This is a genomic window from Streptomyces sp. NPDC043876 (genome assembly GCF_056435825.1).
Window position 1 is genome coordinate 148,113 of sequence record NZ_JBWKDV010000005.1, and the last position, 14,026, is coordinate 162,138.

The 14,026-nt window shown below is 68.8% G+C and carries 12 protein-coding genes; 9 read left to right on the forward strand and 3 right to left on the reverse strand.

Going from position 1 to position 14,026, the window contains the following annotated elements:
* The first annotated feature begins 111 nt into the window (after positions 1-111).
* The 3 genes from AC0693_RS17660 to AC0693_RS17670 all read left to right on the forward strand — a co-directional run bounded on the left by AC0693_RS17660 (position 112) and on the right by AC0693_RS17670 (position 4,552).
* A complete protein-coding gene (locus tag AC0693_RS17660) occupies positions 112-813 on the forward strand; it encodes an HAD family hydrolase (protein ID WP_469320296.1) in 702 nt (233 codons plus the stop codon).
* Between the two features lie 479 nt (positions 814-1,292).
* Complete coding sequence (locus AC0693_RS17665; protein ID WP_469320297.1) at positions 1,293-2,897, forward strand: ABC transporter substrate-binding protein; 1,605 nt, start codon at positions 1,293-1,295, stop codon at positions 2,895-2,897.
* 77 nt (positions 2,898-2,974) lie between these two features.
* The gene (locus AC0693_RS17670; protein ID WP_478802307.1) at positions 2,975-4,552 is read left to right on the forward strand and encodes an ABC transporter substrate-binding protein; all 1,578 of its coding nucleotides are present in this window, start codon (positions 2,975-2,977) and stop codon (positions 4,550-4,552) included.
* Positions 4,553-4,624: 72 nt separating this feature from the next.
* Here the strand turns inward: AC0693_RS17670 and AC0693_RS17675 are convergent, their stop codons facing one another.
* Together AC0693_RS17675 and AC0693_RS17680 are read right to left on the reverse strand one after the other, a co-directional pair.
* On the reverse strand, positions 4,625-5,296 hold the full coding sequence (locus tag AC0693_RS17675; RefSeq protein WP_469320299.1) for a response regulator: 672 nt from the start codon (positions 5,294-5,296) through the stop codon (positions 4,625-4,627).
* Between the two features lie 93 nt (positions 5,297-5,389).
* The gene (locus AC0693_RS17680) at positions 5,390-6,154 is read right to left on the reverse strand and encodes a RecB family exonuclease (RefSeq protein ID WP_469333683.1); all 765 of its coding nucleotides are present in this window, start codon (positions 6,152-6,154) and stop codon (positions 5,390-5,392) included.
* 275 nt (positions 6,155-6,429) lie between these two features.
* Between AC0693_RS17680 and AC0693_RS17685 the strand changes: the two genes are divergently transcribed.
* The 3 genes from AC0693_RS17685 (at position 6,430) to AC0693_RS17695 (ending at position 9,407) form a co-directional block, all read left to right on the forward strand.
* On the forward strand, positions 6,430-7,632 hold the full coding sequence (locus tag AC0693_RS17685) for a site-2 protease family protein (RefSeq protein WP_356414813.1): 1,203 nt from the start codon (positions 6,430-6,432) through the stop codon (positions 7,630-7,632).
* A gap of 18 nt (positions 7,633-7,650) precedes the next feature.
* Entirely contained in the window at positions 7,651-8,589 is a 939-nt protein-coding gene (locus tag AC0693_RS17690) for a tRNA (adenine-N1)-methyltransferase (RefSeq protein WP_478742021.1), read from the forward strand.
* A gap of 230 nt (positions 8,590-8,819) precedes the next feature.
* A complete protein-coding gene (locus AC0693_RS17695; protein WP_478802308.1) occupies positions 8,820-9,407 on the forward strand; it encodes a hypothetical protein in 588 nt (195 codons plus the stop codon).
* A 14-nt stretch (positions 9,408-9,421) separates the two neighbouring features.
* On the opposite strand, the gene AC0693_RS17700 is transcribed toward AC0693_RS17695, so the two are convergent.
* On the reverse strand, positions 9,422-9,742 hold the full coding sequence (locus AC0693_RS17700) for a ferredoxin (protein ID WP_356414805.1): 321 nt from the start codon (positions 9,740-9,742) through the stop codon (positions 9,422-9,424).
* 264 nt (positions 9,743-10,006) lie between these two features.
* Here AC0693_RS17700 and arc point away from each other — a divergent pair, with 264 nt between their 5' ends.
* From arc to AC0693_RS17715, 3 genes are all read left to right on the forward strand, one after another.
* A complete protein-coding gene (arc, locus tag AC0693_RS17705) occupies positions 10,007-11,773 on the forward strand; it encodes a proteasome ATPase (protein WP_469320303.1) in 1,767 nt (588 codons plus the stop codon).
* A 233-nt stretch (positions 11,774-12,006) separates the two neighbouring features.
* On the forward strand, positions 12,007-13,518 hold the full coding sequence (dop, locus tag AC0693_RS17710) for a depupylase/deamidase Dop (protein ID WP_356414799.1): 1,512 nt from the start codon (positions 12,007-12,009) through the stop codon (positions 13,516-13,518).
* Between the two features lie 189 nt (positions 13,519-13,707).
* The gene (locus tag AC0693_RS17715; RefSeq protein ID WP_354383626.1) at positions 13,708-13,920 is read left to right on the forward strand and encodes a ubiquitin-like protein Pup; all 213 of its coding nucleotides are present in this window, start codon (positions 13,708-13,710) and stop codon (positions 13,918-13,920) included.
* Positions 13,921-14,026 lie beyond the last annotated feature (106 nt).

The following is a 14,026-nucleotide window of genomic DNA, read 5'->3' on the forward strand; positions in this document are numbered from 1 at the left end:
GCGGACCGACGTACACTTGTCGGTCCCATACAGGCCGGTCGCCTGTTTCCCCGGGACATACCGGACGGGAGCGGTGACCGGCCTTCTCGTCCCCTCAGAGAGGTGTGCCGGATGACCAGCACCGTTCCCGCGCCCGTCGCCCGTACGGCCGACGGACATGCCCTCCAGGCGGTGCTGCTCGACATGGACGGCACGCTCGTCGACACGGAGGGGTTCTGGTGGGACGTCGAGGTCGACATCTTCGGCGAGCTGGGCCACCGGCTGGACGAGTCCTGGCGCGACATCGTCGTCGGCGGCCCCATGAGCCGCAGCGCCGCCTTCCTGATCCAGTCCACCGGCGCCGACATCGGCCTCGCCGAGCTCTCCGTCCTGCTCAACGAGCGCTTCGAAGCCCGCATCGCCGACGCCGTGCCCATGATGCCCGGCGCCGAGCGGCTGCTCTCCGAGCTCGCCCGGCACAACGTCCCCACCGCCCTCGTGTCCGCCTCGCACCGCCGCGTCATCGACCGGGTCCTGCGCTCGCTGGGCCCCGAGCGCTTCGCGGTCAGCATCGCCGGGGACGAGGTGCCCCGCACGAAGCCCCACCCCGACCCCTACCTGATCGCCGCCCGCGCGCTGGGCGCCCACCCCTCGCGGTGCGCCGTCGTCGAGGACACCGCGACCGGGGTCGCCTCCGCCGAAGCCGCCGGCTGCCGGGTGGTCGCCGTACCGTCCGTGGGCCTCATCCCGGCCGCCCCCGGCCGTACCGTCGTCCGCTCCCTGGAGGACGTGGACCTGACCTTCCTGCGCTCCCTCATCACTTTGATGAACTGACCGCGCACGCTGGGTTTCCGAACGGAATGGGGGTCAGGGGCAGCTCCCACCGCAGACCGTCCGGTACGGAGCCCCGGAGGCCGAAATTCCATCCTTGCCAGGGCAGTTGTTCGGGTGACCTTCGTCACCGGGGCGACTGCCCTGCGGCGTCCCGGGAGCCCCCGAGGGCTTCCCATGTGTCCCGATTGATCAGCTCCTGACCGAATCCGCGCGGACATCGGTGTGAGCCGCCGTACTCCCGCCCTCACGGTGCGCGTACACCCCCGCCGCGACCGATTCAAGCCATCCCTTCCAGGCCCACTAATGTCGACGCGGGCACTGCGCCGCACCTCAGCCGCTCCGCGCACACACCCCTGTGCCGGAGTCGCGTGGACCGATCGTCACACCACCGGCCCGATCGTTCCGCCCTGAACGGGCGACGCACGCAGCGCCCTTTTCACCGCTGTGAACAAGTGCCGGGTTGAGGGAGTTTTTCGAGGATGAACCGCAAGACCATGGTGCTGACGGCCGCAGCCGGCCTGCTCACCCCCGCGCTGACCGCCTGCGGCAGCACCAGCGGAACCGGAGCGGGCACAGGAGCGATCGTCGTCGGCACCACCGACCGGTTCGAGGCCGCCGACACGGTGCCCGCCCCGTTCGACCCCGCCTACGCCTACGACGCCGGGACCTGGAACGTACTGCGCCAGACCGTCCAGACCCTGATGCACACCCCGCGCGGCGGCGGGCAGCCCGTCCCCGAAGCGGCCTCGGACTGCCGCTTCACCGACGCGGGCAACGAGAGCTACCGCTGCACCCTGCGCCCCGGGATGAAGTTCGCCAACGGCGACCCGCTCACCGCCAAGGACGTCAAGTTCTCCATCGAGCGCGTCCTCGCCATCAAGGACGAGAACGGCCCGGTCTCCCTGCTCTCCACCCTCGACACCGTCGAGGCCAAGGGCGCGGACACCGTCGTCTTCCACCTGAAGACCCCGGACGCCACCTTCCCGTACAAGCTGTCGACGCCCGCCGCCGGCATCGTCAACCAGAAGACCTACGACGCCAAGAAGCTCCGCGAGGGCTTCGCCGTCGACGGCTCCGGCCCGTACACGATGAAGGCCGAGGTCAAGGACAACCACCTCGTCCGCGCCGTCTTCAGCAAGAACCCGAACTACAAGGGCGACATCAAACCGCAGAACGACAAGGTCGAACTGCGCACCTTCACGGACTCCGCCGCCATGGGCAAGGCCCTCACCGACGGCTCCATCCACATGGTCTCGCGCACCCTGTCGCCCGACCAGATCCAGGACTTCGCCGCCAAGCCGCCCAAGGGCGTCAAGCTCGTCCCGCTGCCCGGCCTCGAAATCCGCTACATCGGCTTCAACACCGAGGCCCCGGTCGTCAAGGACAAGGCCGTGCGCCAGGCGCTCGCCGCCGCCGTCGACCGCAGCGCCCTCATCTCCAAGGTGTACGGCAAGTCCGCGCAGCCGCTCTACTCCCTGGTCCCCACCACGGTCAACGGCCACGTCAACTCCTTCTTCAACAAGTACGGCGAAGCCAACACCGCCAAGGCCGCGAGCCTGCTGAAGGAAGCCGGCATCAAGACCCCGGTCAAGCTCACCCTGAACTACACCAACGACCACTACGGCGACGGCACCGCCGCCGAGTTCGCGGCCCTCAAGGCCCAGCTGAACTCCACGCAGCTCTTCGACGTCACCGTCCAGGGCAGCGACTGGGCCGCCTTCCGCCCCGCGCAGAAGAAGGGCGACTTCGCCGCCTTCGGCCTCGGCTGGTTCCCCGACTACTCCGACGCCGACAACTTCCTCGCCCCGTTCCTGGAGCAGGACAACTTCCTGGGCACGCCGTACGCCAACACCACGGTGCGCTCCAAGCTCATCCCCGAATCGCGCCGCGCCGTCGACCGCAGCGTCGCCGCCCCCGCGATCGCGGAGATGCAGGACATCGTCGCCGACGACGTCCCCGTCCTGCCCCTGTGGCAGGGCAAGCAGTACGTCGCCGCACGCGACGGCATCACCGGTGTGGAGTGGTCGGTCAACTCCATCTCCGACCTCCAGCTCTGGGAACTCGGCCGCGGCGTCAGCGGCTGAGCACCACGGCTACCGCCGGCCCGCGGCACCCGCGGGCCGGCGCCCACAAGACGGTTCGACTGTGAAGGACGTTCGTGATGAGACGTAACCAGTGGCTGACCGCCCCGCTCGGGGCGGTCACCGCCGCCGCGCTGCTCAGCGGTTGCGGCGCACAGGACGGCGGCGCCGCCGGCAACGGCAAGGGCGTCGTCATGGGCATGTCCGCGGACGTGCGCTCGACGGACCCCGCGTCCGGCTACGACCCCGGCTCCTGGCTCCTCTTCAACAACGTCTTCCAGTCGCTGCTCGCCTTCCCCAAGGGCGGCACCACCCCCGAACCGGACGCCGCCCGCTCCTGCGCGTTCGAGGGCAGCGACAGCAAGGTGTACAAGTGCACCCTGCGCGACGGCCTGAAGTTCAGCAACGGCGACAGCCTCACCTCCCAGGACGTCAAGTACTCCTTCGAGCGCACGCTGAAGATCAACGACGCCAACGGCCCCGCCGTCATGTTCGCCTCGGTCACCCGCATCGACACCCCCGACGACAAGACCGTCGTCTTCCACCTCAAGGCACCCGACGCGACCTTCCCCAGCAAGATCGCCTCGGGCGCGGGCTCCATCGTCGACCACCGCGAGTACCCGGCCGACAAGCTCCGCACCGACGGCAAGGCCGTCGGCTCCGGCGTCTACACGCTGGACTCCTTCACCACCAAGAGCGCCGCCTTCTCCGTCAACGGCGCCTACACCGGCACGGCCAAGGCCAAGAACACCGGCATCACCATGAAGTTCTTCCACGAGGACGAGGGCGCCCTCAAGACCGCCCTCGAAGCGGGCGACGTCGACTTCGCCTTCCGCGGCCTCGCCGCCAAGGACATCGCCGGCATGGCCGCCAAGACCGGCGACCAGAAGGTCCTGGTCGTCCAGGGCGCCGGCGCCGAAGTCGAACACCTCGTCTTCAACATGAACGACCCCGTCGTCGGCAAGCTCCCCGTCCGCAAGGCCATCGCCTACCTCGTCGACCGCGAGGCCCTCGTCAAGAGCGTCTACGACGGCACCGCCACCCCGCTCTACTCGATCGTCCCCGCCGGCATCGGCGGCCACAGCACGCCGTTCTTCGACCGCTACGGCGGCAGCCCCCAGCCCGAGAAGGCCAGGGCACTCCTGAAGGCCGCCGGCTACAAGGACAAGATCAAGCTCACCCTCTGGTCCACCCCGTCCCGCTACGGGCCCTCCACCGACCAGCAGTTCCAGGCCATAGCCAAGCAGCTCAACGCCAGCGGCCTCTTCGACGCCGAGGTCAAGTCCGTCGAATTCGCCCAGTACGAGAAGGACATCCAGGCCGGCAAGTACGGCGTCTACGTCAAGGGCTGGGTCCCCGACTATCCCGACGCCGACAACTTCACGCAGCCCTTCTTCGGCCCCGACAACGTCCTCGGCAACAACTACGACAACAAGGAGATCACCGGAGGCATCATCCCGGCGACCTCCGCCAAGGCCGACCGCACCGCCACCACCGCCGACTTCACCCGTCTCCAGGACATCGTCGCCGACGAGGTGCCCATCCTCCCGCTCTGGCAGGGCAAGCAGTACGCGGTCGCCCGCCCCGACATCGCCGGCCTCCAGTGGTCCCTGGACGCCTCCACCGTCTTCCGCTTCTGGGAGATCAGCAAGGGCTGACCCGCCCAGGGCTGATCCGCCCAGGGCCGACCCGCCCCCACCCCAGCCGCCCGGCCGCCCCGCCTCAGGGAGTCACTGCGCTCCCGGGCGGACCAGGCCGCTCTCGTACGCGTACACCGCGGCCTGGACCCGATCCCGCAGCCCCAGCTTCGTCAGCACATGACCCACATGCGTCTTCACCGTGGTCTCGCTCACGAACAGGTCCGCCGCGATCTCCGCGTTCGACAACCCCCGCGACACCAGCTTCAACACCTCCACCTCACGCTCGGTCAGCGTCCCCAGCGTGTTCGGCACGGCCGCCTCACCCGACGGCAGGTGCCCCGCGTACTTGTCCAGCAACCGCCGCGTGATGCTCGGCGCCAGCATCGCCTCGCCCGACGCCACCACCCGGATCGCCTGAACCAGCTCCACCGCCGGCGCGTCCTTCAACAAGAACCCACTGGCCCCCGCGCGCAGCGCCTCCACCACGTACTCGTCCAGATCGAACGTGGTCAGCACCAGAACCTTCGCCGGACCATCCCGCCCCGGACCCGTGATCTGCCGCGTCGCCTCCACCCCGTCCATCCGCGGCATCCGGATGTCCATCAGCACCACATCCGGCTGCAGCGCCCGGACCTGGTCGATCGCCTGCAGACCGTCCCCGGCCTCACCCACGACCACCAGATCCCCCTCGGCCTCCAGGATCATCCGGAAGCCGGTGCGCAGCAGGGGCTGGTCGTCGACCAGCAGGACGCGGATCGCCACAGGGTCTCCCTCGAAATAGGTCGGTCGGCAGGACGGCCCCGGACAACCGCGACGGCCCGCCAGGACCCGGCCCATTCTGCCCTGACCCACCGCTCACGCCTGCGGCGCCCGCTCCACCTCCGCCCGCGGGGTGATGACCAGCGGATACACCGGGGGAGTACCGCCGAACTCCGGACACACCGCCTGGTGATCACACCACCCGCACAGCTTCGTCGGCCGCGGCCGCCAGTCACCCGTCTCCGTCGCCTCCCGGATCGCCTCCCACAGCGCCAGCAGCTTGCGCTCCATCCGCTCCAGGTCCTCCACCACCGGGTCGTACGTGATCACATCACCACTGCCCAGGTACACCAGCTGGAGCCGCCGCGGCACCACCCGCTTCAGCCGCCACACCACCAGCGCGTAGAACTTCATCTGGAACAGGGCGCCCTCCGCGTACTCCGGCCGCGGCGCCTTCCCCGTCTTGTAGTCGACGATCCGCACCTCACCCGACGGCGCCACGTCCACCCGGTCGATGATCCCGCGCAGCCGCAGCCCCGAATCCAGCTCCGTCTCCACGAAGAACTCGCGCTCCACCGGCTCCAGCCGCGTCGGATCCTCCAACGTGAACCACCGGTCCACCAAAGACTCCGCCTCCGTCAGCCAGCCCGACAGAGCCGCACCCCCGTCATCGCCCGGAAACAGCTCCGTCAGCTCCGGCCGCGCCTCCACCAACCGCTCCCACTGCCCCGGAATCAACGCCTTCGCCCGCGGCGCCGTCCGCTCCACCGCCGGATGATCGAAAAGCCGCTCCAGCACCGCGTGCACCAGCGTCCCCCGCGTCGCCGCCGCACTCGGCTTTTCCGGCAACTTGTCGATCACCCGGAACCGGTACAGCAACGGACACCGCATGAAATCGCTCGCCCGCGAAGGGGAGAGCGAAGAAGGCCGCGCTGCTTCGGCCGGACCACTACCGGGGCTCGTCGTCATACCAAGACCCTACGACCCGCCGCCGACAGCACCGGCATACCATCGACGCCGACCCCCCTCGCACTGCATGATCGGAGCACCACACCGCGCCACCGCGCCCCCCACCCACCAGGCCGGACCGCACGGACAGCACCACACGGACAGCACCGACCGACCGAAGGACACCCGTGGCAGACACCGACGAAAACGGCGAGCACACAGGCCGCCGTTCCGGACCGGGCGGCGGAATCCTCATGGGACGCCCCTTCGGCGTACCCGTCTACGTCTCGCCCAGCTGGTTCCTCGTCGCCGCCCTCATCACCTGGATCTTCGGCAACCAGCTCGAACGCGTCCTGCCCGACCTCGGACCCGCCCGCTACCTCGTCGCCCTCTTCTTCGCCGTCGCCTTCTACGCCTCCGTCCTCGTCCACGAACTCGCCCACACCATCGCCGCCCTCCGCTTCAAACTCCCCGTCCGCCGCATCCAGCTCCAGTTCTTCGGCGGCGTCTCCGAAATCGAAAAGGAATCCGAGAGCCCCGCCCGCGAATTCGTCCTCGCCTTCGTCGGCCCCCTCCTCTCCCTCCTCCTCGCCGGAGCCTTCTACCTCGGCATGAAAGCCGTCGACCCCCCCACCGTCCCCGGCGTCCTCCTCGCCGGCCTCATGATCTCCAACCTCCTCGTCGCCGCGTTCAACCTGCTCCCCGGCCTCCCCCTCGACGGCGGCCGTATGCTCCGCGCCGTCATCTGGGGCCTCACCAAAAACCCCATGACCGGCACCATCACCGCCGCCTGGGTCGGCCGCGCCATCGCCGTCGCCGTCCTCTTCGGCCTCCCCCTCCTCACCGGCACCGGAATCATCAGCGGCGCCGGCACCCAGGACCTCGGCGGCATGGACACCGTCATGAACGCCCTCCTCGCCGCGATCCTCGCCGGCATCATGTGGACCGGCGCCGGAAACAGCCTCCGCATGGCCCGCCTGCGCCAGCACCTCCCCGAACTGCGCGCCCGCACCCTCACCCGACGCGCCATCCCCGTCGAATCCGCCACCCCCCTCTCCGAAGCACTGCGCCGCGCCAACGACGCCGGAGCCCGCGCCCTCGTCGTCGTCGACGGCCACGGCGACCCCACCGCCCTCGTCCGCGAAGCCGCCATCGCCTCCGTACCCGAACACCGCCGCCCCTGGGTCGCCGTCAGCACCCTCGCCCAAGACCTCACCGACGGCATGAAGGTCTCCGCCGAACTCGCCGGCGAAGACCTCCTCGACCGCCTCCGCGCCCACCCCGCCAGCGAATACCTCGTCCTCGAACCCGGCGGCCGGATCTACGGCGTCCTGTCCACCCTCGACGTCGAAAAGGCCTTCGTGAAGGCCATGGCACGCCCCCACCCATAGAGCCAATACACTGGTCACATGTCCGAACCGACCGGTGCCGCCCGCCGACGCGGGCCCTTCAAGGTCGGGGACCAGGTACAGCTCACCGACCCCAAGGGCCGCCACTACACGTTCACGCTCGAAGCCGGGAAGAATTTCCACACCCACAAGGGTTCCTTCCCGCACGACGAGCTGATCGGTGCTCCCGAGGGCAGCGTTGTCCGCACCACGGGCAACGTCGCCTACCTCGCGCTGCGCCCCCTGCTCCCCGACTACGTCCTGTCCATGCCCCGCGGCGCCGCCGTGGTCTACCCCAAGGACGCTGGCCAGATCCTGGCCTTCGCCGACATCTTCCCCGGCGCCCGCGTCGTCGAAGCCGGTGTCGGCTCCGGATCGCTGAGCAGCTTCCTGCTCCGCGCGATCGGCGACCAGGGCATGCTCCACAGCTACGAACGACGCCCGGACTTCGCCGAGATCGCCACCGCGAACGTGGAACGCTACTTCGGCGGCCCCCACCCCGCATGGCAGCTCACCGTCGGCGACCTCCAGGACAACCTGTCCGACACCGACGTCGACCGCGTGATCCTCGACATGCTCGCCCCCTGGGAATGCCTGGAGGCCGTCTCCAAGGCACTCGTCCCCGGCGGCATCCTCTGCTGCTACGTGGCCACCACCACCCAGCTCTCGCGCACCGTCGAATCCATCCGCGAGTTCGGCTGCTACGCCGAACCGCAGCCCTGGGAATCGATGATCCGCAACTGGCACGTCGAAGGCCTCGCCGTCCGCCCCGACCACCGCATGATCGGCCACACCGGCTTCCTCGTCACCGCCCGGCGCCTCGCCGACGGCGTCGAAGCCCCCCTGCGCCGCCGCCGCCCCTCCAAGGGCGCCTACGGCGAGGACTACGACGGCCCCGGCAGCCGCTCCGCCGAACGCACCGCCGAGACCGAGCGCACCGCGTCCAGCGACCGCGGCTGACCCACCCGCCGCACGGCCCGCACAACGCACCGGCGCCGGTGCGCGGTTCCCCGCTCACCGCGGGAACCGCGCACCGGCGCCTCTTCGTTGCACCACCACGGGCACCACCACGCACAACCACCACGCAGGACCCCCGCGCAGCGCCACGACGGACCCGCCCGTTCCACCCCCGTGTGAGGTGTGGCACGATGCTGGCTCCCCGTCAGCGCCGCCCTCAGGAGACGCCCCGCGTGCCGCACACCCCCGCCGCCCCGGACCAGGCCCACACCGACGCCCGACCGGTGCACTGGATGGCCACCGCGGTGGCGCTGGCCGCCGTCATCGGCGCCGCCGCCCTCCTCCAGCCGGGCCCCGCCGCCGCCTCCGCCCCGCAGAACGCCGCCGCCGGACCAGCGGCCACCCCCGCCACCGCACCCGACCCGGCCGCCGTCGTCTTCCCGCTCGACTGCCACGGCGTACCCCAGCGCGTCATCGCCACCGCCCAGGGCGACCTCGACGGCGACGACCGCCCCGAAACCGTCGCCGCCGTCCGCTGCGAAGCCGGGTCCGGCACCCCGCCCCACGCCCTCTACGTCCTCACCGCGGCCCCGACCGCGGAGACGCCCGCCAGAGTCGTCGCCACCCTGCTCGCCCCCGGCGACCGCAAGACCGTCACCGACCTCGCCCTGCGTGACCACACCGTCACGGCGACCCTACTCGGGTACTCCTCACCCCGGGTACCGCGCTACGCACCCGACGTGAAGCAGCAGTCCAAGTGGCGCTGGACCGGCGGAAAATTCAGCCAGGAGCTTACGGACCCGGACCCGAAACGGGTTTGATTCGGGAACCCCCGCTATTGCGCGTCGGGACCGTAGACCTCGACCCTGTCCGAAACCCGGCGCACGTGGATGCAGTCCCCCGGACATTCCTTGGCCGAATCGACCACGTCCCGCAACAGCGGCAGCGGAACCGGAGTAGTCGCCCCCGCCTCCTGCAACAGCTCGTCGTCCCCGCTCTTCACATACGCCAGACCATCGATGTCCAGCTCGAAGACCTCCGGTGCGTACTGCACACAGATCCCGTCCCCGGTGCAGAGGTCCTGGTCGATCCAGACCTCCAGCAGCTCCCCGCCCTCGCCGGCACCGCCCGTCTGAGCCTCGTGCTGCACGGTCATATCTCCTGCCGTTCCCTGTCTTCGGTGATCCACTCCGGTCACAAGTCGCAGCAAGTCGCGCGAGCCCTGACGGGTGTTGAACAGTTCGACCTTACAACCGGCTGCTTTCCGATGTTGAAGGGTGGGTATTTCCTTGGCGTGAGGGAGTACGCAAGGGTGAAGATCGGACACACCCCTACCGTCTTTGTGATCTAGGGGTTTCAATCACCACCAGCCCAGGTAGGGTCAGGAAGCGTCCAGCTCCCCTTGGAGGAGGTGAGGACCGTGGCAGCCCACGACGATGACATCACCCGCGGCATCCGGCCGGGGCGAGGGTCCGATGACCCCGCCGGTCAGGTTGCCTATCTCGAGCAGGAAATCGCCGTCCTGCGACGTAAGCTCGCCGACTCTCCGCGACACACGAGGATTCTCGAAGAGCGGATCGTCGAGCTCCAGACAAATCTGGCCGGTGTGTCCGCACAGAACGAGCGGCTCGCCAATACGCTCCGTGAGGCCCGCGACCAGATCGTGGCCCTCAAGGAAGAAGTCGACCGGCTCGCACAGCCCCCCGCCGGCTTCGGAGTCTTCCTCCAGTCGAACGACGACGGCACGGTCGACATCTTCACGGGGGGCCGCAAGCTCCGCGTGAACGTCAGCCCCAGCGTCGAACCCGAGGACCTCAGGCGTGGCCAGGAGGTCATGCTCAACGAAGCCCTCAACGTGGTCGAGGCCATGGCATTCGAACGGGCCGGGGACATCGTCACCCTCAAGGAGATCCTCGAGGACGGCGAGCGCGCCCTGGTGGTCGGGCACACCGACGAGGAAAGGGTGGTGAGGCTCGCCGAGCCGCTCCTGGACATCATCATCCGACCCGGCGACGCCCTCCTGCTCGAACCCAGGTCCGGCTACGTCTACGAAGTGGTGCCCAAGAGCGAGGTCGAGGAACTCGTCCTCGAAGAGGTCCCGGACATCGACTACGAGAAGATCGGCGGCCTGGGCGACCAGATCGAGCTGATCCGCGACGCCGTCGAGCTCCCGTACCTCCACCCCGACCTCTTCAAGGAACACGAACTTCGCCCGCCCAAGGGCATCCTCCTCTACGGCCCCCCCGGCTGCGGAAAGACGCTGATCGCCAAGGCGGTCGCCAATTCCCTGGCCAAGAAGGTCGCCGAGGTCACCGGCCAGCCCGCGGGGAAGTCCTACTTCCTCAACATCAAGGGCCCCGAACTCCTCAACAAGTACGTCGGCGAGACCGAGCGGCACATCCGCCTCGTCTTCCAGCGTGCCCGGGAGAAGGCGAGCGAGGGCACCCCCGTCATCGTCTTCTTCGACGAGATGGAATCCCTCTTCCGCACCCGCGGATCCGGAGTCAGCTCGGACGTGGAGAACACCATCGTCCCCCAGCTGCTCGCCGAGATCGACGGCGTGGAAGGCCTGGAGAACGTCATCGTCATCGGCGCCTCCAACCGCGAGGACATGATCGACCCGGCCATCCTGCGGCCCGGCCGTCTCGACGTGAAGATCAAGATCGAGCGCCCGGACGCGGAAGCCGCGAAGGACATCTTCGCCAAGTACCTCAAGGCCAGCCTGCCCCTGCACACGGACGACCTGTCCGAACACCAGGGCTCCCCGGCCGTCACCGTCCACAGCATGATCCAGACCGTCGTCGAGCAGATGTACGCCGAGACCGAGGAGAACCGCTTCCTCGAGGTCACGTACGCCAACGGCGACAAGGAAGTCCTCTACTTCAAGGACTTCAACTCGGGCGCGATGATCCAGAACATCGTGGACCGTGCGAAGAAGATGGCCATCAAGGCCTTCCTCGAGCACAACCAGAAGGGCCTTCGCGTCTCCCACCTCCTCCAGGCGTGCGTGGACGAGTTCAAGGAGAACGAGGACCTGCCCAACACCACCAACCCCGACGACTGGGCCCGCATCTCCGGCAAGAAGGGCGAGCGGATCGTCTTCATCCGCACGCTCGTCACCGGAAAGCAGGGCGCGGACACCGGACGCTCCATCGACACGGTCGCCAACACCGGCCAGTACCTCTGACACAGCGGGGCGGCTGCGGGTCCCCCCACCGGGGCACCCGCAGCCGACTGCTTTTCGGCCGCGGCCGGCCAAGCCGATGATTGAAATGATCTCCCCACCAGCGCGGAGCCGCTCTAGGCTCTTCCGTACCGCCGCATCCGCAGTGCGGGGACGGGCACCGCACACGCACCGGAGCACCAGCGGTACTTGAGCGCCGCTTCCGATCGGAAGCGCCGCCGGGCAAGGAGGGCCGCATGACCGTACGGCGAGTAATGGGGATCGAGACGGAGTACGGGATCTCCGTCCCCGGTCACCCGAACGCCAATGCCATGCTCACCTCGTCCCAGATCGTCAACGCCTACGCGGCGGCGATGCACCGGGCGCGACGCGCCCGCTGGGACTTCGAGGAGGAGAACCCGCTGCGGGACGCCCGCGGCTTCGACCTCGCCCGCGAGGCCGCCGACAACAGCCAGCTCACCGACGAGGACATCGGCCTCGCCAACGTCATCCTCACCAACGGCGCGCGCCTCTACGTCGACCACGCACACCCCGAATACAGCTCGCCGGAGATCACCAACCCGCGGGACGCCGTCCTCTGGGACAAGGCCGGCGAACGGATCATGGCCGAGGCCGCCGAACGGGCCGCCCAGCTGCCCGGCGCCCAGCCGATCCACCTCTACAAGAACAACACCGACAACAAGGGCGCCTCCTACGGCACGCACGAGAACTACCTGATGAAGCGGGAGACCCCCTTCTCGGACATCGTGCGCCACCTGACGCCCTTCTTCGTCTCCCGCCAGGTCGTCACCGGCGCCGGCCGCGTCGGCATCGGCCAGGACGGCCGCGAACACGGCTTCCAGATCAGCCAGCGCGCGGACTACTTCGAGGTCGAGGTCGGCCTGGAGACCACCCTCAAGCGCCCCATCATCAACACCCGCGACGAGCCGCACTCGGACGCGGAGAAGTACCGCCGCCTCCACGTGATCATCGGCGACGCCAACCTCTCCGAGATCTCCACCTACCTCAAACTCGGCACCACCGCCCTCGTGCTCTCCATGATCGAGGACGGCTTCATCAGCGTCGACCTGGCCGTGGACCAGCCGGTGCGCACCCTGCACCAGGTCTCCCACGACCCCGACCTGCACCAGCTGATCACCCTGCGCAGCGGGCGCACGCTGACCGCCGTACAGCTCCAGATGGAGTACTTCGAGCTGGCCCGGAAGTACGTCGACGAGCGGTTCGGCTCCGACGCGGACGACCAGACCAAGGACGTGCTGGCCCGCTGGGAGGACGTGCTGGGGCGGCTGGAGACCGATCCGATGAGCCTCGCGGGGGAGCTGGACTGGATCGCCAAACGGGAAATCCTGGAGGGCTACCGCAGGCGCGACGGACTCGACTGGGACGCGGCGCGGCTCGGGCTGGTGGACCTCCAGTACTCGGACGTCCGCCCCGACAAGGGCCTCTACAACCGCCTGGTGGCCCGCGGCAAGATCAAGCGGCTGCTGGACGAGCCGGCCGTCGAACGGGCCGAGACCAAGCCCCCCGAGGACACCCGGGCCTACTTCCGCGGCCGCTGCCTGGAGCAGTACGCCGACGACGTGGCCGCAGCGTCGTGGGACTCCGTGATCTTCGACCTCCCGGGCCACGACTCGCTCCAGCGCGTCCCCACGCTGGAGCCGCTGCGGGGCACCCGGGCCCACGTGAAGGAACTCCTGGACCGCTGCCGCACGGCGGAGGACCTGGTCCGGGTCCTTTCGGGGCGCTGAAGGGGCCTGAAAGGCCCCCGGTCCGGGAATCATGAGAAGACCGGACGTTATGCCGGAGCTTTTCCGACAACTGCGGGGACGAATGTCGGACCCTCCTTGTAGGGTCCGACGTAGGGTCTGATCTTGAGGGATCCCGAATTCCCGGGGTCTCTCGACGTGAGCGTGCGAACCGAGCGGGGTGAGGTAGACATGGCGACCAAGGACACCGGCGGCGGACAGCAGAAGGCGACGCGCTCGACCGAGGAGGTCGAGGAGACGACCGCCGAGGCGAGTTCGGACGTCCAGGAACGGCACGAGAAGCTCTCGGACGACGTCGACTCGGTACTTGACGAGATTGACGATGTACTTGAGGAAAATGCCGAGGATTTCGTTCGGAGTTTCGTACAAAAAGGCGGCGAGTAGCCTTCGAATCTAAGGCGGATCCGCCAGTGTGTGCTCCATGTCCAACGGAACGAAGTGGTGCCGCGGGTGTGCCCGTGACATATCACTGAGCGGATTCGCCTCAGAT